The 23277-nt window shown below is 62.9% G+C and carries 17 protein-coding genes and 1 pseudogene; 10 read left to right on the forward strand and 8 right to left on the reverse strand.

The window, feature by feature from the left end:
• Positions 1–7 precede the first annotated feature (7 nt).
• Complete coding sequence (locus tag ACIQWO_RS20475) at positions 8–1114, reverse strand: ABC transporter ATP-binding protein (RefSeq protein WP_402828166.1); 1107 nt, start codon at positions 1112–1114, stop codon at positions 8–10.
• On the reverse strand, positions 1111–2136 hold the full coding sequence (locus ACIQWO_RS20480) for an ABC transporter ATP-binding protein (protein ID WP_402828169.1): 1026 nt from the start codon (positions 2134–2136) through the stop codon (positions 1111–1113). The genes ACIQWO_RS20475 and ACIQWO_RS20480 overlap by 4 nt, the downstream gene beginning before the upstream one ends.
• A 130-nt stretch (positions 2137–2266) precedes the next feature.
• Here ACIQWO_RS20480 and ACIQWO_RS20485 point away from each other — a divergent pair, with 130 nt between their 5' ends.
• Positions 2267–3136 (forward strand): LysR substrate-binding domain-containing protein, encoded by an 870-nt coding sequence (locus ACIQWO_RS20485; RefSeq protein WP_402828171.1) that lies wholly within the window; start codon positions 2267–2269, stop codon positions 3134–3136.
• A 111-nt stretch (positions 3137–3247) separates the two neighbouring features.
• On the opposite strand, the gene ACIQWO_RS20490 is transcribed toward ACIQWO_RS20485, so the two are convergent.
• Positions 3248–4582, reverse strand: coding sequence for an MFS transporter (locus tag ACIQWO_RS20490; RefSeq protein ID WP_402828174.1), 1335 nt, complete (start codon positions 4580–4582; stop codon positions 3248–3250).
• Positions 4583–4742: 160 nt separating this feature from the next.
• Here ACIQWO_RS20490 and cyoA point away from each other — a divergent pair, with 160 nt between their 5' ends.
• From cyoA to ACIQWO_RS20515, 5 genes are all read left to right on the forward strand, one after another.
• The gene (gene cyoA / locus ACIQWO_RS20495) at positions 4743–5777 is read left to right on the forward strand and encodes a ubiquinol oxidase subunit II (RefSeq protein WP_052253061.1); all 1035 of its coding nucleotides are present in this window, start codon (positions 4743–4745) and stop codon (positions 5775–5777) included.
• A gap of 100 nt (positions 5778–5877) precedes the next feature.
• Positions 5878–7869 carry a cytochrome o ubiquinol oxidase subunit I gene (gene cyoB / locus ACIQWO_RS20500; protein WP_150810522.1) on the forward strand — a complete coding sequence of 664 codons (1992 nt, stop codon included), beginning with the start codon at positions 5878–5880 and terminating at the stop codon, positions 7867–7869.
• Entirely contained in the window at positions 7862–8536 is a 675-nt protein-coding gene (gene cyoC / locus ACIQWO_RS20505; RefSeq protein WP_402828178.1) for a cytochrome o ubiquinol oxidase subunit III, read from the forward strand. Before cyoB ends, cyoC begins: the two co-directional genes overlap by 8 nt.
• Positions 8533–8934, forward strand: a complete 402-nt coding sequence (gene cyoD / locus ACIQWO_RS20510; RefSeq protein WP_039400513.1) for a cytochrome o ubiquinol oxidase subunit IV — start codon at positions 8533–8535, stop codon at positions 8932–8934. Before cyoC ends, cyoD begins: the two co-directional genes overlap by 4 nt.
• A 12-nt stretch (positions 8935–8946) precedes the next feature.
• The gene (locus tag ACIQWO_RS20515; RefSeq protein WP_402828181.1) at positions 8947–9807 is read left to right on the forward strand and encodes an SURF1 family protein; all 861 of its coding nucleotides are present in this window, start codon (positions 8947–8949) and stop codon (positions 9805–9807) included.
• Here ACIQWO_RS20515 and ACIQWO_RS20520 read toward each other — a convergent pair.
• Complete coding sequence (locus ACIQWO_RS20520; RefSeq protein ID WP_402828184.1) at positions 9773–11239, reverse strand: PLP-dependent aminotransferase family protein; 1467 nt, start codon at positions 11237–11239, stop codon at positions 9773–9775. The genes ACIQWO_RS20515 and ACIQWO_RS20520 overlap by 35 nt on opposite strands.
• A 227-nt stretch (positions 11240–11466) precedes the next feature.
• Between ACIQWO_RS20520 and ACIQWO_RS20525 the strand changes: the two genes are divergently transcribed.
• Complete coding sequence (locus tag ACIQWO_RS20525; RefSeq protein WP_402828187.1) at positions 11467–12135, forward strand: M24 family metallopeptidase; 669 nt, start codon at positions 11467–11469, stop codon at positions 12133–12135.
• Between the two features lie 727 nt (positions 12136–12862).
• Positions 12863–14485, forward strand: coding sequence for a gamma-glutamyltransferase (gene ggt / locus ACIQWO_RS20530; protein WP_402828277.1), 1623 nt, complete (start codon positions 12863–12865; stop codon positions 14483–14485).
• Between the two features lie 100 nt (positions 14486–14585).
• On the opposite strand, the gene ACIQWO_RS20535 is transcribed toward ggt, so the two are convergent.
• The 3 genes and pseudogenes from ACIQWO_RS20535 to ACIQWO_RS20545 form a co-directional block, all read right to left on the reverse strand.
• Positions 14586–15230, reverse strand: a complete 645-nt coding sequence (locus ACIQWO_RS20535) for a methionine ABC transporter permease (RefSeq protein WP_402828190.1) — start codon at positions 15228–15230, stop codon at positions 14586–14588.
• A gap of 70 nt (positions 15231–15300) precedes the next feature.
• Positions 15301–16113, reverse strand: a pseudogene (locus ACIQWO_RS20540) (methionine ABC transporter ATP-binding protein); the annotation flags it as partial.
• Positions 16114–16151: 38 nt separating this feature from the next.
• Positions 16152–16982, reverse strand: a complete 831-nt coding sequence (locus ACIQWO_RS20545) for a MetQ/NlpA family ABC transporter substrate-binding protein (RefSeq protein WP_402828193.1) — start codon at positions 16980–16982, stop codon at positions 16152–16154.
• A 328-nt stretch (positions 16983–17310) separates the two neighbouring features.
• Here ACIQWO_RS20545 and ACIQWO_RS20550 point away from each other — a divergent pair, with 328 nt between their 5' ends.
• Positions 17311–18597, forward strand: coding sequence for a serine hydrolase (locus ACIQWO_RS20550; RefSeq protein ID WP_402828196.1), 1287 nt, complete (start codon positions 17311–17313; stop codon positions 18595–18597).
• Between the two features lie 84 nt (positions 18598–18681).
• Here the strand turns inward: ACIQWO_RS20550 and ACIQWO_RS20555 are convergent, their stop codons facing one another.
• The gene (locus tag ACIQWO_RS20555; RefSeq protein WP_402828199.1) at positions 18682–20196 is read right to left on the reverse strand and encodes an MFS transporter; all 1515 of its coding nucleotides are present in this window, start codon (positions 20194–20196) and stop codon (positions 18682–18684) included.
• A 319-nt stretch (positions 20197–20515) separates the two neighbouring features.
• Here ACIQWO_RS20555 and ACIQWO_RS20560 point away from each other — a divergent pair, with 319 nt between their 5' ends.
• A complete protein-coding gene (locus tag ACIQWO_RS20560) occupies positions 20516–22597 on the forward strand; it encodes an OPT family oligopeptide transporter (RefSeq protein ID WP_402828202.1) in 2082 nt (693 codons plus the stop codon).
• Positions 22598–23277 lie beyond the last annotated feature (680 nt).

The following is a 23277-nucleotide window of genomic DNA, read 5'->3' on the forward strand; positions in this document are numbered from 1 at the left end:
GGTGTTCTTATGCACTCGTGCGGGCCGCGGCCGCATCGGCCTGCGACTGTCGCGCCCGGTACAGCGCGAGCCGCTCGCCCAGCTTCTCGCTCGGTGCCGCCGCCCGCGCCGGGCTTGCCCCGGCGTTCTGAATCTCGCGCCAGAAGTGGCAGGCGACCTGTCGGCCGTCCGGCAGCACTTCGTCGACCGGCTTCTGCTCCCGACATGCCGCGCGCGCATGCGGGCAGCGCGGGTGGAAACGGCACCCCGGCGGCGGTGCAGTCGGGCTCGGCAGTTCGCCGCCCAGCGGCGCGCGCTCACGTCGCAGATGCGGACGGCTCGCCGGAATCGCCTGAAGCAGCGCCTGTGTGTAGGGATGCAGCGGGTTGTCGAAGAGCGCATCGGCGCTCGCCAGTTCGACGATCTCGCCGAGGTACATCACCGCCACGCGGTCGCTCATGTGGCGAATCACCGCCAGATCGTGCGCGACCATGATGAGCGTGAGGCCGAAGTCGTGCTTGAGCCGCTCGAGCAGGTTGATGACCTGCGCCTGCACGGAGACGTCGAGCGCCGATACCGGTTCGTCGCCGATGATCACGCGAGGCTCACCGGCCAGTGCGCGTGCGATGCCGATGCGCTGGCGCTGCCCGCCGGAAAACTCATGCGGGAAACGTTGCGCGTAGTCCGGTTGCAGGCCGACGGTGCGCAGCAGTTCGGCGACGCGCTCGTCGCGGGCACGGCCATGAGCGAGGCCGTGCAACGCAATCGGCTCACCGATCAGGCCGCCCACGGTCATGCTCGGATTGAGCGACGCGAACGGGTCCTGGAAGATGATCTGGAGTTCGCGCCGTAGCCGTCGCATCGCGCCCGCCCCCAGCGTCATGATGTCTTCGCCCTGATAGCGCACTTCGCCGCGTGTTGCGTCGAGTAGTCGCAGCAGCAGACGTCCTAATGTGGACTTTCCGCAGCCCGATTCGCCGACGATGGCGAACGCCTCACCCGCCTGCACGGCGAACGACACGCCGTTGACGGCATACACCGTGGGGGCACGTGAGAAGCCGAGGCGATGGCCGCCGAAGTGCTTGGTCAGATCGCGCGCTTCGAGCAGCGGGGTCATTGTCGAGGGTGCATTCATGCTTCGGCCTCCTCGCGCACGGACGGCGGCGGGGTGAGCGACTCGACCGGCGCGAGCCAGCACGCCACGCGGTGCGCGCCGGACAACGTTCGCTCGGGAGGCGCCTCACGGGTGCAACGCGCCTCGGCGAACGGGCAGCGCGGCGCGAAGCGGCATCCGGCAGGCATGCGCTCCGGCGAGGGCACTGCGCCGCGAATCGTCGCCAGCGTGCCTTCGCGTTTGCCGATGGACGGAATCGCGCCCATCAGCCCGATGGTGTATGGGTGCTGCGGATCGTCGAAGATCTCGCTCACGGTGCCGTACTCGACGATGCGCCCGGCGTACATCACGGCCACGTCGTCCGCGACCTCGGCCACCACGCCCAGATCGTGCGTGATGAGCACGACGGCGGTGCCGGTTTCGCGTTGCAACGTCTGAATGAGCGTGAGTACCTGCGCCTGAATCGTGACGTCGAGCGCCGTTGTGGGCTCATCGGCGATGAGCAACGCGGGCCGGTTGGCGAGCGCCATCGCGATCATCACGCGCTGGCGCATGCCGCCGGAGAGTTCGTGCGGATAGTTGTCGAGCCGGGTTTCGGGCGCGGGAATGCGCACGAGCTTGAGCATGTCGAGCGCTTCGGCACGCGCAGCGCGTCGGTCCAACCCTCGATGTCGCCGAATGCCCTCCTCGATCTGATGGCCGATCGTGAAGGACGGATTGAGCGACGTCATCGGCTCCTGAAAAATCATCGCCAGACGATTGCCGCGCAGGTCCGCGAAGTCGCGTTCGTCCAGCGCCAGCAGATCGCGGCCTTCGAAGACGGCGCGTCCGGCCACGAGGTTCGCTGGCGGGCTGGGCAGCAAGCCCATGAGGGCCAGCGACGTCACGCTCTTGCCGCATCCGGATTCGCCGACGATGCACAACGTCTTGCCGGGGTGCACGGCGAAAGAGACGCCATCGATCAGATTCGGCGCGTCGGGTGCCTTGGAGAATTTCAGCGACAGTCCGGTGACATCAAGCACCGGCCCAGCATCTGCGGGCATGGTCATGGGGCGCGTTGTGTGGGTCGGCCACCCGCTCATGCGGGATGTGCATGACACGATTATGTCTTCCCCGCACGCAAAGGAAATATTAATATTTCTTTTTCATGCTTAAGTTATTTTTACTTCCCAAATGCTCACGCTGCGCATGTTGAAGACGTTTCGTCTGGTGGCCCAAACCGGCTCGTTTGCGGCGGCGGCCGAGCGCGCCGCATTGACGCAGGCGGCCGTCAGTTTGCAGATGCGCGGACTGGAAGACGCCGTCGGTCAGCGACTGTTCGACCGGCGCGGGCGGCAGATCACGCTCACGCGTCAGGGACGCGAACTGTTTCCCCGCGTCGAACAGATTCTCGCGCTCACGGCCGAGCTGACCACCTCCCCCGTCGATGCGATGCAGGGCCCCGTGACCATCGGCGCGGTGGTCTCGGTCATCGGTGCGCTCTCGCTCGTGGTCGCCGAATTGAAGACGGCGCATCCGCAGCTCGATGTGCGGCTGACGTCCGCCCGCTCGGATGAGCTGACCGACCTCGTCGAACAGGGCGAAGTGGATATCGCCGCAGTGGTCGCACGCGCGGACGACGCCCGCGCCGACGGACTGGTCTGGACGCCGCTCTACACCGAGCCGATGGTGATGGTCGTCAATCGCGACATCGCGGAAACCGATCCTCAGCAGATTCTCGACGCGCACGCCTTCCTGCGGTTCGACCGTCGCGTGCGAACCGGTCTTGTCGTCGAGCAGGCGTTGCGCGCAGCAAAACTCAGCGTGACGGAATACCTGGAGCTGAACTCCATCGAGACGATCGTCGCGCTCGTGCGCAAGAACGTCGGCGTGTCGGTATTGCCGTTGCTGCATCGGGGCGATTGGCACGCAGACCCGCTACTGCGCATTGTCCCCATTGCCGAGCCGCCGCTGCTTCGCACCGTCGGCATGATTCATCGCGAGCACGACTCGCGCACGCACAACATCACCGCAGCGATTGCAGGCATGCTGTACGACGTCTGACCCGGTTTGAACGGGTTTGATACGCACGAACAAGTCGCACAAATGACAACGGCGCGAACTTTGTCGCGCCGTTGGCGGGAAACAACGTGAGGAGAAAATGTTGAGCGGCGTTCAGTCTTTCGTTTCGAGCGCCTTGTTGATGCGCAGTGCGAGCAGCGTGCAGACCGTGCCTGAGAGCAGATAGCCACTCACGGCGATCAGCCCGAACTCCGCCGACAATCCCAGTGCGACGAGCGGTGCGAACGCTGCACCCAGCAGCCACGCGAAGTCCGTTGTGAGCGCCGCCCCGGTGTAGCGAAAGCGCTGCTCGAAGTTGGACGTCACCGTACCGGCCGCCTGTCCGTACGACAGACCGAGCAGGCCGAAGCCGACCAGAATGAAGATGTCCTGCCCCACCGAACTGCCGCCCATCAGGAACGGCGCGAACAGGGCGAAGACACCGATAAAGATCGCGAAAAGGCCCAATGTCGTGCGTCGGCCGATACGGTCGGCGATGCGCCCGGAAATCACCGTGCAGATGATCGCGATGACCGCGCCGCAGAGCTGCACGATCAGCACGTTGTTCAGATCCTGCGTGTTTTGCAGCGAAATCCACGACAGTGGGAACACCGTCACCAGGTGGAAAAGTGCATAACTCGCCAGCGCTGCGAACGCGCCGAGGAAGATGTTGTAGCCCTGCGAGCGCACCATCTCCCGCGTGCTGATCGGCTCCAGTTGCCCCTCTTCGAGCATGGCCGTGTATTCGTTCGTCACAACCAGACGCAGCCGCGCGAACAGCGCCACCACGTTCACGGCGAAGGCGACGTAGAACGGATAACGCCAGCCCCAGGTGAGGAAGTCGTCCGGATCGAGGCTCCAGTGCAGGAACAGGAACAGCGACGCCGCGATGATGAAGCCGATCGGCGCGCCCAACTGCCCCATCATCGAATACCAGCCACGACGCTGCGGCGGGGCGTTCATCGCCAGCAGCGACGGCAGGCCGTCCCACGAACCGCCAAAGCCGATGCCCTGTACCAGACGGAAGAAAGCGAGCAGCCAGATGGCCTTGTCGCCGATCACCGCATGGCCCGGCAGGAAGGCCATGCCCGCCGTTGCCGTACCGAGCACGAACAGCGCCGCCGTGAGCTTGACGCTGCGTCCCCAGCGGCGCTGCACGTTCATGAAGAGCGCGGTGCCGAACGGGCGCGAGATGAAGGCGAAGGAGAAGATCGTGAACGAGTACAGCAACCCGTGCAGGCCGTCCGCAAACGGGAAGAAAACGTGTGGAAAGACGAGGACGGCAGCGATGCCGAACACAAAGAAGTCGAAGTACTCGGAGGCGCGTCCGACAACGACGCCGACCGCGATTTCCTCAGGCGCGATGCGGGATTTGCTCCCGTGATCGTGCGCTGTCGGCGCGCCGGGTGCCCCCGGTTGCGTCGGCGATTGATGAGCACTGCTTGACATTATCGGACCCCCTCGCGGATCGGGATGACGATGACACTCGTGCCAGAAAAGCATCGCAGGTATCTCGAATTGCCGCTATAGGGTTTACCCTAAATTGATGCATCAGAAAGTGCAGTCCATGATGGGTACGGTCTAAGGCTACGGTTCCATCGATCGCAGCATGACTTCCCCCAAGTTCCTCCGCGGGGTACTTTTACTCCCCGCCTTCGCGCTGCTGTCCGGCTGCAATACCGTATTGATGTCGCCTTCGGGCGATCTCGCGGTAAGGCAGCGGGACATCATCATCGTTTCCACCGTTCTGATGTTGCTGATCATCGTGCCGGTGATCGTGCTGACATTGCTGTTCGCCTGGCGATACCGGGCATCGAACAAGAACGCCGTCTACACCCCCGAATGGGATCACTCGACGCTGCTCGAACTGCTGATCTGGGCAGCTCCCCTGCTGATCATCATCGCGCTGGGGGCTCTCACCTGGGTCAGCACCCACAAGCTCGATCCTTACCGGCCGCTTGAGCGCATCGATGCGAAACGGGAGATTCCGCCGGACACGCGTCCGCTCACGGTGCAGGTCGTGGCGATGGACTGGAAGTGGTTGTTCTTCTACCCCGACCAGGGCATTGCGACCGTGAACGAACTGGCCGCGCCGGTCGACCGTCCGATCCGCTTCGAAATCACGTCGACCACGATGATGAATTCGTTCTTCGTCCCAGCACTCGCCGGTCAGATCTACGCGATGCCGGGCATGGAGACGAAGCTGCACGCGGTCATCAACAAGCCCGGCGTGTACGACGGCTTCTCCGCGAACTACAGCGGTGCGGGCTTCTCCGGCATGCGCTTCAAGTTCCACGGCATGACGGCGGACGAGTTCGACGCGTGGGTGAAACAGGTCAAGACGAAGGGCGAAAACCTGTCGCGCGACAAGTACGAGGCGCTCGCGAAACCGAGCGAGTGGGTGCCGGTGAAGTACTACGCCGACGTGGCCCCCGATCTCTACGACGCGATTCTTAACCGTTGTGTTCAGCAGGGGCAAACGTGCCTGAAGGACATGATGGATCAACCGAATCACGCGCACGCCAGCCGGGCCGGTTCGCGCAAGACCGATGCGTTGCTCGCCGACGCGATGTGTACCGCACAGAACACCGTGCAGTTCGCCGCCGACGCGCAACGTGCCCCGGGGACTGCGCTCGCGCAGTGACTTCGTGAAGCCGATTCGCGACGACCTCCCCGTGACGCGCACTGCGCCTAACCGTCGACAATGATGCGCCTCGCGCGCGAATGATCCCAGGTTCGAGCTTATGGACATCGTCAAGCTGATCTTCGGTCGCCTCACGCTAGAGGCGATCCCGTACCACGAACCGATCCTCCTCGCGACCTTTGCGGGGGTGGCGATCGGTGGCGTCGTGGTACTGGGTGCCATCACCTACTTCAAGCTGTGGGGCTACCTGTGGCGAGAGTGGTTCACGAGCATCGATCACAAGAAGATCGGCATCATGTACGTGATCCTCGGCATCATCATGTTACTGCGCGGCTTCGCCGACGCCGCGATGATGCGCCTGCAACAGGCGGTCTCGTTCGGCGACAACATGGGCTATCTGCCGCCGCACCACTACGATCAGATCTTCACCGCGCACGGCGTGATCATGATCTTCTTCGTGGCGATGCCGCTCGTGACCGGTCTCATGAACTTCGTGGTGCCACTTCAGATCGGTGCGCGCGACGTGGCCTTCCCGTTCCTCAATAACTTCAGCTTCTGGATGACGACCAGCGGCGCGGTGCTCGTGATGATGTCGCTGTTCGTCGGCGAATTCGCGCGCACCGGCTGGCTCGCGTATCCACCGCTCTCGGGTGTGTTGCAAAGCCCCGACGTGGGCGTCGATTACTACATATGGGCCTTGCAGATTGCGGGTGTCGGCACCTTGCTCTCGGGGATCAACTTGCTCGTGACGATCGTGAAGATGCGCGCTCCGGGCATGACGATGATGCGCATGCCGGTGTTCACGTGGACGTCGCTGTGCACCAACGTGCTGATCGTGGCCGCCTTCCCGGTGCTCACCGCCGTGCTCGCCCTGCTCGCCCTCGACCGCTACGCCGGGACCAACTTCTTCACGAACGACCTCGGCGGCAACGCCATGATGTACGTGAACCTGATCTGGATCTGGGGCCACCCCGAGGTCTACATTCTCGTGCTGCCGGTGTTCGGCGTGTTCTCGGAAGTGGTGGCGACGTTCTCGGGCAAGCGACTGTTCGGTTATGCGTCGATGGTCTACGCCACGGTCGTGATTACGGTGCTGTCGTACCTCGTGTGGCTGCACCACTTCTTCACGATGGGCTCGGGCGCGAGTGTGAACTCGTTCTTCGGGATCACGACGATGATCATCTCGATACCGACGGGGGCCAAGATATTCAACTGGCTCTTCACGATGTATCGCGGACGCATCCACTTCGAAGTGCCGATGCTCTGGACCATCGGCTTCATGGTGACGTTTGTGATCGGCGGCATGACCGGTGTGCTGCTCGCCGTGCCGCCTGCGGACTTCTCGCTGCATAACGGCCTGTTCCTGATTGCCCACTTCCACAACGTGATCATCGGCGGGGTCGTGTTCGGCGTGTTCGCCGCCATCAGCTACTGGTTCCCGAAAGCCTTCGGCTACAAGCTCGATCCGTTCTGGGGCAAGTGCTCGTTCTGGTTCTGGTTCATCGGCTTCTACGTGGCGTTCATGCCGCTCTATCTGCTCGGCCTGATGGGCGTGACGCGACGCGTGAGCCACTTCGACGATATGTCGTTGCAGATCTGGTTCCAGGTCGCCGCCGTGGGCGCGCTGCTCATCGCCATCGGCATCGGTTGCTTCATCATCCAACTGGTGGTGAGCTACATGCGTCGCGATCAGCTGCGCGACGAGACGGGCGATCCGTGGGGCGGACGCACGCTGGAATGGTCGACGTCGTCGCCGCCGCCGGTCTACAACTTCGCCTTCACGCCGCTCATTCACGACAACGATGCCTGGTGGCAGATGAAGCAGCACGGCTTCAAGCGCCCGATGGACGGCTTCATTCCGATTCACATGCCGAAGAACACCGGCGCAGGCATCATCCTCGCGGGGCTGGCGACGGTGTGCGGCTTCGGGCTGATCTGGCATATGTGGCTGGTGGTGATCGTGGCCTTCGTCGCATTGATCGCGACGGCCATCGGACACACGTTCAACTATCACCGCGACTACTACATCCCGGCCGATCAGGTCGAACACACGGAGGCAGCGCGCACGCGACTGCTCGCCCAGAATGTCTGACACGACCGCTCCGTTCCCTGCCGGAGGCGTGCCGCTCGGCGGCGGCGCCCACGCCCCCTCGCCGCCGCGCGAGGGCGACCTGAAGTTCATGATGTCGACGGACTACCACCCGCCGGGTGGCACGTTGCTCGGCTTCTGGATTTATCTGATGAGCGACTGCCTCGTCTTCGCCTGTCTGTTCGCGGCGTATGGCGTGCTCGGTCGCAACTACGCGGGCGGGCCGACCGGCGCGGAGCTGTTCGAACTGCCGCTCGTAGCGGTCAACACCACCTTCCTGCTGCTCTCGTCGATCACCTACGGCTTCGCGATGCTGGAGATGCAACGGCGCCGCCAGAGCGCCGTGACCGGCTGGCTGATCGTGACGGGACTGCTCGGCGCGGCGTTTCTCTCACTCGAACTGTACGAATTCGCCACGCTGATTCATGAAGGCGCCGGGCCGTGGCGCAGCGCGTTCCTGTCGTCGTTCTTCACGTTGGTGGGCACGCACGGGCTGCACGTCACGTTCGGCATCATCTGGCTCATCACGCTGCTGGTGCAGATCGGCAAGCACGGGCTGACCGCACCGAACCGTCGGCGGCTGATGTGCCTGTCGATGTTCTGGCACTTTCTGGACGTCGTGTGGATCGGCGTCTTCACGTTCGTCTATCTGATGGGAGTGCTGCCGTGAGCACCCACGACTCGACTTTGCATGATGCCCACGGGCACGACCATGATGATGATCATGGGAACGAGGGGCCGCACAGCACGCTGCGCGGCTATGCGACCGGCTTCATTCTGTCGGTGGTGCTCACCGCGATCCCGTTCTGGTTCGTGATGGGTGGCGTGTTCGAGAAATCGAGCACGACCGCGATCATGATCCTGTTCCTCGCGGCGATCCAGATCGTGGTGCACATGATCTACTTCCTGCACATGAACGCGAAGTCGGAGGGCGGCTGGAACATGCTGTCGCTGATCTTCACGATCGTGCTGGTCGTGATCACACTCTCAGGCTCGCTCTGGGTGATGTATCACCTGAACCAAAACATGATGCCGGGTATGATGCAGGATACGAAAAACCTCCCTTGAACGGCATTTCCCTTGAGCAGCGATCGACTTCACGATTCGGGGGACGCACAGCGTCCCCCGCGCGCTTCTGGCGCACCCTCCCGCACCTCCCCCCTTCGCGTGGTGATTCTCGGCGTCATCACGCTGGTGCTGATTTCCCTCTTCGTCTCGCTCGGCACGTGGCAACTGCAACGCCGTGCGTGGAAACTCGATCTGATCGAACGCGTGAATTCGCGCGTGCATGCACCGCCGTCCGCTGCACCAGCGCGCGCGCAGTGGGCTGACGTCAACGCCGAGAAGGACGAGTATCGCCACGTCTCGCTCACCGGCACCTATCAGTTCGACAAAGATACGCTCGTGCAGGCGGTCACCGATCTGGGCGGCGGCTACTGGGTACTCACGCCGCTGCGCACAGCAGATGGTGGAGAAGTGCTGGTCAATCGCGGCTTCGTGCCGCCGGGCTGGAAAGAATCGGTGCCACCCGCCCCGACAGGTGAAGTCACGGTGACGGGTCTGCTGCGCATGCCCGAGCCGGTCGGCGGCTTCCTGCGCAAGAATGCGCCCGCTGAGAACCTCTGGTATTCGCGTGACGTGGTGGCGATTGCGGCGGCACGAGGCCTCAATGCGTCCGACGTCGCGCCGTATTTCGTGGACGCTGACGGCAAGCCGGGCGCGAATGCGGGTGCCGGTGCGAACGCCATCACCAACGACGCCGAAGCCATGACCAGCAAGGTGCAGTCACAGGATCGCGACTATCCCGTTGGCGGCCTGACCGTGGTGCAGTTCCCGAACAACCACATGAGCTATCTGCTGACGTGGTACGCGCTCGCGATCATGTCGGCCGTCGCAGGCTGGTTCGTCATCCGACTCGAACTTCGCAAGCGCGGCGAATAAGCGGAATAAGCGTCGCGATACACGTCGCAATCTCCGGCAGCCGCGCATCGTCGAGCGCGGCGTAGCCGAGTACCAGCCCCGGGGGCACCGTCTGCGCCCGGGTGAACTCCCTCAGTCCTTCCACGAACACGCCTTGCGCGCGCAACGCTGCAACGAGCGCCGCCTCGTCCACCTGCGACGGGAGCCATAGCACGCAGTGAAAGCCCGCGTGGTCGCCGGTGATGCGGCACGGCGTCGTCATCTGTGCACGCAACGTCTCCAGTAGCAGATTGCGACGTCTGAGATACACGCTGCGAGACGCGCGCAGATGCCGCGCGAAATCCCCGCTATCGATATAGCTTGCGAGCGCCATCTGCTCGATGAGGCTGTTCGAGCGTCCCGACGCAGAGCGCTGCCCCGCAATTCGCGCAAGCAATGCTGGCGGGGCCAGCAGATAGCCAATACGCAGCGACGGAAACAGCGACTTGTTGAAGCTGCTGCAATGGATCACGCGCGCCTGAGTATCGATGGCCTTGAGCGCAGGCAGCGGCGCGCTCCCGTAGCTAAACTCGCTGTCGTAGTCGTCTTCGACGATCCAGACGTCGCGCGCGCTCGCCCACTCCAGCAGTTGCATGCGGCGATTGATCGACATCGTGGTGCCGAGCGGTGCCTGATGCGCGGGCGTCACATAGGCGATGCCGGGACGTCCCCCGCCCGCATGGTCGGCGGCTTCGACGACAAATCCCTCGTCGTCGACCGGCACGCTCACGCAACGCTGCGACGGCGCGCGCACCAGCGTCGATAGATTCTTGTAGCCGGGATCTTCGAGATAGAACGCCGTGGTGTCGTCCGCAAGGACTTCCGTGACGAGATCGATGGCATGGCGGATACCCGTCGTCACGACGATCTCATCCGCTTCGCAGGCGATACCGCGCGTCATGCGCACATAGCGGGCGATGCTCTCGCGCAGCGGCAAATAGCCGCGCGGGTCCGTGTCGGCCAACAACTCGGGGGTGACGGCTCGCAACGCACGGTTCATGTGCTTGCGCCAGACGGGTAGCGAGAACAACGCGGCATCGGGCGACCGACCGGTTTTCGACGCTAGCGATGCGGCGTTCTCAGGCAGCGGCTGCGTCGGCGGTGCGGTTTGATCGGATGCAGCCGGTGTCGCCATCGCCCCGGAGAAGTCCGCAACCACTTCCGTGCCTGCGCCAACGCGACTCGCCACATAGCCTTCGAGCGTCAGTTGCTCGAACGCCAGCTCGACGATGCCGCGCGACACCCCCCAGCGCTCCGCCAGCGTGCGTGTGGACGGCAGACGATCACCGCGTCGCAACTCGCCCGCGACGATGCGCTCGCGCACGCAACGGTAGACCCATGCCTGACGCGTCTCCTTCTCGTGACGAGCGGAGAGCGGCAGTTCCAGCGGCTGGCTGAGGTGGCGTCGGCGCATGAGGCGGCTGCACGAAGGGGTTGGAGAGCGGTAGTGTCGCACCGGGCGCTGGCCTTTCACCGCGGTCGAATCGTCGATCCGATCCAAAGTGGCCCAACCCATCCTGCGACAAATGGCGCTTCGAATTATACAAGTTAGGTCTTATCCTAAACGCCATGACGTCTGTTCCGCAGGTTGCAACGTGACTGGCGTTCCCCCCAAATCAGAAAAACCAGTGGAGAAATTCGATGGAGTTGACGGAGTTAGTTCGGCGCGAAGCGGTCGGAACCAAGTACAGCGTCGAAGCGATGCAACGTGCGCAGGCGCTCACGTGGGAAGCCACCGAGAAAATCGCCGCCATGATCAAGCCCGGCATGCGCGAGTCGGAAGCCGTCGCTGCAAGCAAGACGCTGCTCGGCACGCTCGGCATGGACCGTATCTGGCACCCGGTGCTGATCCGCTTCGGCGAAAACACGTTGCGCACGTTCAGCGAGCGCAGCGATAACGACCCGGTACTCGGCGACGACGACATCTATTTCATCGACATCGGCGTGGTGTTCGGGGCGCACGAAGGCGATTGCGGGTTCACGCGCACGACCGGCAGCGATCCCGAAATGCAGCGTTGCGCGGACGACGCCAAGCGTCTGTTCGACATCGTCCACCAGCATTGGCGCGCCGAAGGGGTGAACGGTCAGGCCCTGTACGAGTTCGCTAAGGCACAGGCCGAGGCGATGGGCTGGATGCTCAATCTCGACATCAAGGGTCATCGCGTGAGCGACTTCCCGCACGCCATCTACAAGGGTGGCAAGCTCGGCGATTTTGAAGGTACGCCCAACGGCGGCCTGTGGATTCTCGAGATCCAGATCGCGCATCCGACGCGTGCGTTCGGTGCCTTCTACGAAGACCTGCTGATCTGACAGCCAGCGAAGACGCGAGCGCCGCCGGGGGCTCGCGTCACTCATCGCGCACCAAAACTCAACACGCAGTTCAATCCTGCTCAACACGGCGATATCTCCCCGTTTTTGCCTGTTATCTGTGCAATTCACGCTGTTGCCCCGACTTCGATTCGCTAATACTCGGGTCACATGACAGCGTGGTGATCGCGCAACAACAACGAGTGGATTCCGAACTTTTCGCGCCGTTTCGCTTCGTGATCCCCTCTGTTTCGACGGACAAACCTCCATCGACATCTGACCCCATATCGACCGAAGTTCGCGTCGCACAAGGCCTGCGCGGGCGCGCACGCGATTTCGCGAATTGTCCAGAGCCACCTGAAGTCGCGTCGTGGCCCGTCGCCCGGACTTTTGGCGCATCTTTCCCCAATTACCCGTTATGCGTTAACGTTCGATGGTCGACGGGATTGTTCACGCACGTCGTAACGTTGTACAGGCAGCGGAGACGTCGCCCCGCCACCGTGTCGCCCGCTGAGGCACATGGGCGAGGGCGAGCTGCCCGTCGTGCGTCCGTCGCTAGCGCAGTTGAAGCTCCTGCAGTTGGAGCGCCCTCTATCTCGCTCACGATAAGAACCACAGAAAGACGATGAAAAACCCAACCTTCACCAAAGCGCTCTTAGCCACAGCTCTGAGCTGCGCGCTGTTCAACGTTCACGCGGCATCGCAGGCACCGGTCGGCGCGCAGAACGGCATGGTCGTCACCGCCCAGCACCTCGCGTCGAAAGTCGGCGTCGACGTGCTCAAGGCTGGCGGCAATGCCGTCGACGCCGCGGTTGCGGTCGGTTACGCACTCGCCGTGGTGTACCCGGCAGCGGGCAACATCGGCGGCGGCGGCTTCATGACGATCCAGCTCGCCGACGGCCGCAAGACCTTCCTCGACTTCCGTGAAAAGGCCCCGCTCGCCGCGACGGCCAACATGTACCTCGACAAGGACGGCAACGTCATCAAGGGTGCCTCGACGACCGGCTATCTCGCCGTCGGCGTGCCGGGCAGCGTGTCCGGCATGGAATACGCGCGCGAGAAGTACGGTACGAAGACGCGTCAGCAACTGCTCGCACCGGCCATCACGCTCGCCGACAAGGGTTTCGTCCTCGATCAGGGCGACGTCGACATGCTGTGGACGTCCACCAAGGACTTCGAGAAGGACCACGCCAACTCGGGCGCCATCTTCCTGAACAAGGGTCAGCCGTTCCAGCCAGGCGAACGCCTCGTGCAGAAGGACCTCGCCCGTACGCTAAAGCTGATCAGCGCCAAGGGCACCGACGGCTTCTACAAGGGTGAAGTTGCCGACAAGCTGGTGGCGTCGATGAAGGCGGGCGGCGGCATCATCACGCAGGCCGACCTCGATCAGTACAAGACGCGCGAACTGGCTCCGGTCGAGTGCGACTATCGCGGCTATCACGTGGTGTCGGCCCCGCCCCCGAGCTCGGGCGGCGTGGTGATCTGCGAGATCATGAACATTCTCGAAGGCTACCCGATGAAGGAGCTGGGCTATCACTCGGCTCAGGGCGTGCACTACACCATCGAGGCCATGCGTCACGCGTACGTCGACCGCAACAGCTATCTGGGCGACCCGGACTTCGTGAAGAACCCGATCGCACAGTTGCTCGACAAGAGCTACGCCGCGAAGATTCGTGCCGCGATCAACCCGCAAAAGGCTGGCATCTCGCAAGAGATCAAGCCGGGTGTGCCGCCGCATGAAGGCAGCAACACGACGCACTACTCCATCATCGACAAGGACGGCAACGCCGTATCCGTCACCTACACGCTCAACGACTGGTTCGGCGCGAAGGTCATGGCCAACGGCACGGGCGTGCTGCTCAACGACGAAATGGACGACTTCACCTCGAAGGTGGGCGTACCTAACATGTACGGTCTGATTCAGGGTGAGGCGAACGCCATCGGCCCGGGTCGTCGTCCGCTGTCGTCGATGAGCCCGACCATCGTCACGAAGGACGGCAAGCCGGTGATGGTCGTCGGCACGCCGGGTGGCAGCCGCATCATTACGGCTACGCTGCTGACGATGCTCAACGTGATCGACTACGGCATGACGTTGCAGGAAGCTGTCGATGCGCCGCGTTTCCACCAGCAATGGATGCCGGAAGCGACCAACATCGAAGCGTTCGCACTGAGCCCGGATACGCAGAAGATCCTGGAAAGCTGGGGCCAGAAGTTCGCAGGCCCGCAACCGGCTAACCACATTGCAGCGATTCTCGGCGGCGCGCCGTCGCTCGGCGGCAAGCCGATCGGCAAGAACCGCTTCTACGGTTCGAACGATCCGCGTCGCAACACGGGTCTCGCACTCGGGTATTGATGAGTGAACGGATTCGGCGTTGCGCCGGATCCGGGTAGCGAATGAAAAGAGGCCGCAGATGCGGCCTCTTTTTTTGTTGGATGCGGCCAGTCTTCGGTGTTCAGCGGCGATGATCCACGCGACGCGCCAGACGCTCCCCCGCGAACTGCACCAGCGTCACGAGTGCCACGAGAATCACGATCACGTTGAACATCACACTCGTCTCGTAGCGCTCATAGCCATACCGCACGGCGAGATCGCCAAGACCACCTGCCCCGACCGCGCCCGCCATCGCTGATGCCCCGACCATCGCAATCACCGTCACCGTGGCACCACCGAGAATCGCGGGCAACGCTTCGGGTAACAGCACGTGACGCACGATGTGCCAGCGACGGCAGCCCATCGCGCACGCCGCTTCGATCAGTCCCGGGTCGATCTCGCGCAAGCCGACCTGCGTCACCCGCGCGAAGAACGGAATCAGATGGACGGCGAGCGGCACCACGGCGGCCCATGTGCCCATCGTCGTGCCGACGATCCAGCGCGTGACCGGCAACAACGCCACCAGCAGGATGATGAACGGTACCGCGCGGAACAGATTCACGACGACCGACAACGCACGGTTGAAGCGCGGACGCGGGACCAGCCCGCCCGGTGCGGTGATCACCAGCACAATGGCGATCAACATGCCCACCGCAAAAACGATGGCGCACGCGCTTGTAACCATTAACAACGTTTCGCCGAAGGCGCGCAGATATTTGTCGAGCATGACGATTCCGGAGGAATTAGACGGCCTGGGCCTGATGGCGCTGCGCACTGTGCGCGAGGCGTCCCTGCCAGGTGTGTTGCAAAGGGCGTAGCAGCGCGCGCGTCGCCTCGGCCAGCGGATTCGCGAAGACTTCGTCGACCGGACCGAGTTCGGTGATGCGTCCCTGATCGAGCACCAGGACGCGGTCGCAGGCCTGATGGATCACGCCCATGTCGTGCGTGATGAGGACGACCGTCAGGCCGAATTCGCGCTGCACGTCGCGCAACAACGAGAGAATCGAATCGGTCGTCTCGGGATCGAGTGCGGACGTCGCTTCGTCGCACAGCAGAATCTCCGGACGATGCACCAGTGCACGGGCTATCCCCACGCGCTGTTTTTGTCCGCCGGAGAGCATGGCGGGATACGCATCGGCTTTGCCCGGCAATCCCACGAGCGCGAGTAACTCGCTCACGCGCGGCGCGATCTGCGCTTTCGGCACGCCTGCCACGCGTAGCGGCAGGGCCACGTTTTCGAAGACCGTCTTCGCCGACAGCAGGTTGAAGTGCTGGAAGATCATGCCGATGCGCCGACGCAGACCGACCAGCGCCGCTTCGTCGAGTGACGCCACATCGACGCCGTCCACCTTCACGTGCCCCGTGCTCGGCAACTCCAGCGCGTTGATCGTGCGCAGCAGCGTGGACTTGCCCGCACCACTGCGTCCGATGATGCCGAAGCTCTCGCCACGATGCACGGCGAACGCGATGTCCTGCAACGCCGCACTCGATGCCCCGGGGTAAATCTTGCCGAGTCCGTCGAAGGTGATGTGTGCGACTTCGCGTGCCGCCGCCGTGGGCAAACGGGTCACTGTGGTCACGGGTGCCGTGGAAGTGTGCCGGGTTGTCATCGACGGAGTCCTCGCTGATGAAAGTGATGAGTGAGCGATCAGAACGCCGGGACGACCGAGCCCTGATACTTCGTCTCGATGAACTTGCGCACTTCTTCCGACTGATAGGCCTTCACGAGCGGCGCAACCCACGGCGCGTTCTTGTCCTTTTCGCGCACGGCAATGATGTTCACGTAAGGATTGTTCTCGCGCTTTTCGACCGCGATGCCGTCGCGCGTGGCGATCAACCCGGCCTGATACGCAAAGCTGTTGACGATGGCCGACGCGTCGACGTCCGGCAGCGAGCGCGCCAGCACGACCGATGCGCTTTCGATGAACTGAAGCTTGCGCGGGTTGGCGGTGACGTCCGAGAGCGTGGCCGTGCCGGTGTACGGGTCGAAGCCGTCGCGCAGTTTGATCAGGCCGTGATCGCGCAGGATCACGAGCGCGCGGGTCTGGTTGCTCGGGTCGTTCGGCAGGCCGATCTTCGCGCCTTCGGGCAGCGATTCGAGCGACTTGTACTTCTTCGAATAGAACGCGATGGGCGAGATCAGCGTGTCGCCGACCGACACGAGCTTGTAGCCGCGTTGCTTGATCTGGTCGCGCAGGAACGGAATGTGCTGGAACGAGTTGGCGTCGAGATCGCCGTTGTTCAGCGCTTCGTTCGGACTGGCCGTGCCGCTCACCACCACAGATTCCACGTTCAGGCCACGCGATTTCGCGACCTTCGTGACCACTTCCCAAATCTCTTCGTCGACACCTCCGCGCACACCGACCTTGAGCGGCTTGTCGGCCGCAAGGGCGCTCGTCGAGCCCAACGTACCGAGCGAGCCGATGGCCAGTGCGAGCGAGAGAGTGCCGAGCAGACGAAACAATTGGCGGCGTTGCATATCGAATTCCCCTTGATTTAGGTATGGGTGGTGCCGATTCAGGCGAACGCTCAGTCTAGGAAGTGGGGAGCGGCAGCGTCCAATAACCAATTGCGCAAAGCTAAGTTGCCGAGGGGCGCAGAGCATTCGTACGCCGAAGGTTCTGCACTTGTAACTTTTTGTAATACGTCGCCGAAAAACTCAGGAACTCCTCTTCTGATCGACGTCCAACAGGTTTCCCCGTGGATTGCGTCTATCTCTCGTGTGGCGGTTGCCGTCGCGCGAGCGGAGCATTTTTGTTCGACGCACATCGCCCTCTCGTCACTTCTCTCTACGGAACCGCGCGAAGATGTCTGCCCTGTGGTACCCGCTGCTCAGCCCGTCCCTGCCCCGCCTTTACCGGATGCCACCACGTGCGATTGCCATTGCGCGCCTCGTGTTGTTCGGCGTCATTCTGCTCATCGCGGGACTGCCGGTCAGCGACGCGCTCGCCGCAACCGCGCATCAGACGAGCACAGGCAAGCGCAAGCACGTCGCCGTCAAGAAGAAGAAACCAGTGGCGAAAAAAGCGAAGGCGGCACCGCAGCGCAAGGCGACGGCAGCGAGCGCGTCGCGCAAGCGTTCGGCGACTCACGCGGCAAAGGGACGCACGAGTCGTACCGCGAAGAAGGCAACACCGCCGCGTCGCGCCAAGGTGACGAAGTCCGCAGCGAAGCGGTCGCCGACGGTGGCCCGACGCAAGGCCGCACCGAAGGCTGCTGTGGCGGCAGGGGCTGCGGCGGGTGCTACAGCGGCGACCGCGGCGAAACCTGGCGCAACGGCGGCGACAGCCCAAGTGAGCACTGACGCCCAACCCCGGCTGCTCGCCCGTTGCGGCTTCACACCCGCATCACGCAAACGACTGTTCTCGAAGGCGGTGTACATCGTCGACGAGAAGACGCACACGCCGCTGTTTGCCCTGAATGCCGATCAGGTGCGTCCCATCGCGTCGCTCTCGAAGTTGATGACGGCCGTCGTCTGGCTCGACAGTGGCCCGGCCATGCGCGCGCCGCTCACCGTCACGAATGCGGATCTCGACACGCTGAAGTTCACGCATTCGCGTCTGGCCGTGGGCTCGACGCTCTCGCGCGCCAACATGCTGCACATCTCGCTGATGGCCTCCGAGAACCGTGCGGCCGCGGCGCTGAGTCGTGACTATCCGGGCGGGCGACCCGCGTTTATCTCAGCAATGAACGCCAAGGCACGCTTGCTCAACATGCCCAATACGCGCTTCGAAAACTCCACGGGACTCTCGCCGCGCAATGTGTCGACGGCGCGTGAACTGGCGCGGCTGGTGCGCGCGTCGAACGGCTATCCGCTGATTCGCCGCTACTCGATCGATCATCAGCAGTTAGTGCCCACTGGCAAGGGACAGTTGCAATACGTCAATACGAACCGGCTGGTGCGTTACGGCAAGGTAAACGCAAGCGTGCAGAAGACGGGCTTCATCAACGAGTCGGGACACAACATGGTGATGCGGGTGATGGTGCACAAGACGCGTCCCGTGATCGTGACGATGCTCGGCAGCGACACCCCCGAAGGTTCACGTCTCGATGGCGTTCGTATCGCGCATTGGTTGTCGTGCTCGTTGCGTTGATCTCACGTTACATCGCGGGACAAAGAAAAACGCGCGCTCACGAGTGGGTGAGCGCGCGTTTCGGTGACGATGAGCAGGGGTCGGTTAGTGCTTACGTGCGTGCCAGCGTCCCCAGATCGCCGTGGCAAAGAGTAGGAACGCGCCCGCACCGATCACGGCGTCGAACCCATGATTGAACGCGGTGTTGGAGAGCATCGTCAGCGCATCGGCAGCCACCGGCGGTAAGTGCTCGGCGACGATCTGCGCTTCGTCAAGGCTGTCGCGCACGGTGTCCGGGAGCGTCGCCACCTGCGGCACATCCATCGAACGGCCGTAGACGAACGTCAACAGGCTGCCCATGAAGGTCACGCCCAACGCGCCGCCGAGTTCGTACGAGACCTCTTCGACCGACGCCGCCATCCCGGCGCGCTCGGGCGGTGCGCTCTGCATGATGGTGCTCGACGCCGCCGTCATGGTCGCGCCGACGCCAACACCGAGCGTCGCCAGTGCCAGTGCGGACAGCACGAGGCCCGAGTCACGCAGGATTAGATAACCGGCCATACCCACCGCCGACGTCAGCAGCGAGATGAACAACATCTGCGCGCTGCCCATGCGGGGGAGCATGCGTCCGGCAATCGGTCCTGCGACGAAGGCGGCAATCGATAGCGGCATGCCCGCCCATCCGGCTTCCAGCGGCGAGTAGCCCATCGTCAGTTGCAGACGCTGGCTGAACACCAACTGCATGCCGATCAGCGCCGCTGCGGCCATCAGTGCCGCTGCCACCGCACCGGCGAACACCGGGTTACGGAACAACGCGAAGTCGAGCAACGGATGCGCGCTGCGCTGCTGCCGTTTGACGAACGCCCACAGGAACGCAACACCCACGACGACCGCAATGGCGACCGTCGCCCAGTCGGGGGACAGCTTGCCCGCGCTCTTGATCGCGTACGTCACGCCGATCAGACCGACCATGAAGAGCAGCGAGCCGAACCAGTCCCACGGTTGGGACGACGTCGCACCACCCTTCGGAATCAACCACCAGGCCACAGGCAATGCGATGAGTACGATCGGGACGTTGATCAGGAAGACCGAGCCCCACCAGAAGTGTTCGAGCAGCGCGCCGCCGACAATCGGGCCGAACGCCGCACCACCTGAAGCGACGGACGCCCAGATACCGATAGCGAGCGCCTGCTCACGGGGATCGGCAAACGTCAGGCGAATCAGCGACAGCGTGGCGGGCATCATCATGGCCGCGCCGACCCCAAGGAAACCTCGGGCGACGATCAGGACGTTGGCGCTCGGCGCAAAGGCGGCGGCGAGCGACGCCACGCCGAAGACGACCAGACCGGCAAGAAACAGCTGCTTGTGGCCAAGACGGTCGCCGAGCGTACCCATGCCGAGCAACAGACCCGAGACTACGAGCGCGTAGGCGTTGACGATCCACAGCTTGGCGGAGGCCGTCGCTGCCAGATCGTGGGTCAGACGCGGCAGTGCCGTATAGAGCACCGTCATGTCGATCACGATGAGCAGCAGCGCCACCGACACGATGGCCAGCACCAGCCAACGGCGTGCGCCGCTTGCGTGAGGTACCGGATGTGTTGAGGTATGCAGACTGGACATCGGAAAAGCTCCTTTCCTTTTTGGTGCGCACCGCCCGTTTTCCCGACGAGGGTTGCGTACTGACTTTATTTCTAGGGAAAACCCGCATCATCCATCAATAAATCGATTAGGAAAAGTTGGATTCCATCTGATAAGTGGATGGATTTGAAAGGTTTTTCCGTTTAGCGACCGGCAGATGCGGATGCCGACGATTTGGCGGGTGTTAGGGTCAGATTCGAACGGTCGTTCTAGTGCGCCCGTCAAGACTGGCGGTGCACCACGCAGGCGCATACAATCTGCGCCACATTCCCATTGGGCGAAAAATCCCCCCTATTCGTACATGGCATCTCATCCGACCCGAATTCCCGACGCCGTCTCGCTCCCCGAGCTGACGGTACGCGGCATGATCCTGGGCGCACTGATCACCGTAGTGTTCACCGCCTCCAACGTTTATCTCGGCCTCAAGGTCGGTCTCACGTTTTCGTCCTCCATTCCTGCGGCCGTGATTTCGATGGCGGTGCTTCGCGCGCTACGTGGCGGCAACATCCTCGAGAACAACATGGTGCAGACGCAGGCGTCTGCGGCTGGCACGCTCTCATCGATCATCTTTGTGTTGCCCGGCTTGCTGATGATCGGGCACTGGCAGGGCTTCCCGTTCGGCCTGACGCTGGCGATCTGCGCCTCGGGCGGCATTCTTGGCGTGCTGTTCACGATTCCATTGCGTCGCGCGATGGTCGTCGACAGTGATTTGCCGTATCCGGAGGGTGTGGCGGCGGCGGAAATTCTGCGCGTCGGCAGTGAAGGTGACGAAGGCACGTCGTCCACCAACGGGAAGGCAGCGACGGGTAACGAAGCAAGCGGCGTGCGGGAGATTGCCTTCGGCGGGATTGTTTCGGCGCTGTTCGCATTTGCGACGGCTGGCCTGAAGATTCTCGGCGAGAGCATTACCGCGTGGCTCCCGGCGGGCGCTGCGGTCTTCCGTCTGACGACCGGCTTCTCGCTCGCGTTGATCGGTGCGGGTTATCTCATCGGCATCGTGTCGGGTCTGGCCATTCTGCTCGGCTTCGTGCTCACCTGGGGCATTGCCGTGCCGGTGCTCACGGCCATCACACCGAATCCCGATGGTCTGGCGATGACGGCGTTCGCGAATGGACTGTGGCAACACAAGGTGCGGTTCATTGGGGCAGGAGTGATCGGTGTGGCCGCTATCTGGACGCTCATCACCTTGGCAAAGCCGATGGTCGATGGCGTGAAGACGTCGTTCACGGCATTGGGCAAGGCGCGTGGCGCACGGGGTAAGTCTGGTAACGGACAGGCGCTGGGTCGCACGGAGCAAGATCTGTCGCCGTACTGGGTGATCGGTCTCACGTTGTTGTGCGTGGCGGTGTGGGTCGTGACGTTCGGTGTGTTCCTCGCGGATGCGCCGCTGTCGTTCGGCGGTATCGCGACGCTGGTGATTTGCAGCGTGGTGTTCGCCGTGGTCTTCGGCTTCCTGGTGGCTGCGGCATGTGGCTATATGGCGGGGCTGGTGGGATCGTCTGCCAGTCCGATTTCGGGCATCGGGATCGTTGCGGTGGTGTTGGTGTCGCTGCTGATTCTGAGCGTCAGTCAGGCGAGCGGGCTGCTTGATACCGCTGGCGGCAGCAAGCTCGCCATTGCGCTGGCGCTGTTTACGACGGCTGCGGTCATCGCCATTGCGACGATTTCCAACGACAACCTGCAGGATCTGAAGACGGGTTGGCTGGTGGGCGCGACGCCGTGGCGTCAGCAGGTGGCGCTATTGGTGGGCTGTGTCGTGGGCGCTGCGGTGATTCCGCCTGTGTTGAACCTGCTGTACAACGCTTACGGGTTCACCGATGCGTTGCCGCGCGCGGGGATGGACCCATCGCAGGCGCTGTCGGCGCCGCAAGCGATTCTGATGACGGCGATTGCTAAGGGCATCTTCACGCACCAGCTCGACTGGTCGATGCTCGGCATCGGCGCGGTGCTGGGGCTCGCGTTGATTGCGATTGATGCAGCGTTGGCCAAGCGTGGCGGTGTTGCGCGTGTGCCGGTCATTGCGGTGGGCATCGGTATCTATCTTCCGCCGACGATCGGCTCCGTGCTGGTCATCGGTGCGGTGCTGGGTTGGATTGCACAGCGCGTTCTGAAGGCACGTGCCAAGGCGCAAGGAAAGGACTTCGGACCGTATGCGGAAGCGGCCGAGCGACGCGGCGTGTTGCTGGCATCGGGCCTGATCGTGGGTGAGAGTCTGGTGGGCGTTGCGATGGCGATGGTCGTCGGCTTCACCGGCTCCGACGCCCCGCTGGCTATCGTTGGCAGCAGCTTTGCCCCGACGTCGGAATGGCTGGCCCTACTGGTCTTCGCTGGGATTTGCGTCGTCATCGTCCGCCGAGTCTTGTCGACAACGCGGTCGGCGTGATTGACGTAATGAGCAGTACACACGCTACTACGCTCAACGGTAAGTTCTAGCATCATCCTGTGAGTCGATAAGCGCACCTATGCGTATATCGACTCACAACATCTCCCTTCCGCTCCATCTCCCCTGTTCAAAGCACGCACCAGAGCGTCCAAACGTCGTTCATGGACATGTCGCGTCACGAGCACACGGTCTAGCATTCGCCTCCCAGAAATGCGCTTCGCAGGTGACCAAACCCGCTCGTACTGAAGCACGCCACGTTAGGAGAGAATTTCACGCCATCTGACGAAGACGGCGATGGAGCGTCGTTGAATCGATGTTAGCGAGGACAATACGGCTGATCGTAGTCATGGATGGACTCATGTGCCAATGCGCGCTGGGATGATTTCCGCGGTAGAAACACAAAACGCGCTGTCCGATGGACAGCGCGTTTTCTTTTGAGTGTAAGGATGTGAGGCGTTTGCTTCCGACACAGACACCAACAATGTCGATCCTCGGCGGCTCCACGAAGCGTGGCCACACCGGCACTGCATGAGTGAGATGCGTTAAGAACGGAGGATGTCCGAGAGCGCACAGAGTGCTCGCCACAAAGCAAAAACCCCTTGCTACGTTGGTAGCAAGGGGTTTTTAAGGGGAGCCTGACGATTACCTACTTTCACACGGGTATCCGCACTATCATCGGC

This window comes from Pandoraea sp. NPDC090278, from assembly GCF_044772185.1.
Taxonomy (GTDB): Bacteria; Pseudomonadota; Gammaproteobacteria; order Burkholderiales; family Burkholderiaceae; genus Pandoraea.

Coding starts and splice junctions, on each gene's coding strand:
- ACIQWO_RS20475 (WP_402828166.1), bottom strand. CDS start 1,114: ATGAATGCACCCTCGACAATGACCCCGCTGCTCGAAGCGCGCGATCTG.
- ACIQWO_RS20480 (WP_402828169.1), bottom strand. CDS start 2,136: ATGCCCGCAGATGCTGGGCCGGTGCTTGATGTCACCGGACTGTCGCTG.
- ACIQWO_RS20485 (WP_402828171.1), top strand. CDS start 2,267: ATGCTCACGCTGCGCATGTTGAAGACGTTTCGTCTGGTGGCCCAAACC.
- ACIQWO_RS20490 (WP_402828174.1), bottom strand. CDS start 4,582: ATGTCAAGCAGTGCTCATCAATCGCCGACGCAACCGGGGGCACCCGGC.
- cyoA (WP_052253061.1), top strand. CDS start 4,743: ATGACTTCCCCCAAGTTCCTCCGCGGGGTACTTTTACTCCCCGCCTTC.
- cyoB (WP_150810522.1), top strand. CDS start 5,878: ATGGACATCGTCAAGCTGATCTTCGGTCGCCTCACGCTAGAGGCGATC.
- cyoC (WP_402828178.1), top strand. CDS start 7,862: ATGTCTGACACGACCGCTCCGTTCCCTGCCGGAGGCGTGCCGCTCGGC.
- ACIQWO_RS20520 (WP_402828184.1), bottom strand. CDS start 11,239: ATGCGCCGACGCCACCTCAGCCAGCCGCTGGAACTGCCGCTCTCCGCT.
- ACIQWO_RS20525 (WP_402828187.1), top strand. CDS start 11,467: ATGGAGTTGACGGAGTTAGTTCGGCGCGAAGCGGTCGGAACCAAGTAC.
- ggt (WP_402828277.1), top strand. CDS start 12,863: ATGGTCGTCACCGCCCAGCACCTCGCGTCGAAAGTCGGCGTCGACGTG.
- ACIQWO_RS20535 (WP_402828190.1), bottom strand. CDS start 15,230: ATGCTCGACAAATATCTGCGCGCCTTCGGCGAAACGTTGTTAATGGTT.
- ACIQWO_RS20545 (WP_402828193.1), bottom strand. CDS start 16,982: ATGCAACGCCGCCAATTGTTTCGTCTGCTCGGCACTCTCTCGCTCGCA.
- ACIQWO_RS20550 (WP_402828196.1), top strand. CDS start 17,311: ATGTCTGCCCTGTGGTACCCGCTGCTCAGCCCGTCCCTGCCCCGCCTT.
- ACIQWO_RS20555 (WP_402828199.1), bottom strand. CDS start 20,196: ATGTCCAGTCTGCATACCTCAACACATCCGGTACCTCACGCAAGCGGC.
- ACIQWO_RS20560 (WP_402828202.1), top strand. CDS start 20,516: ATGGCATCTCATCCGACCCGAATTCCCGACGCCGTCTCGCTCCCCGAG.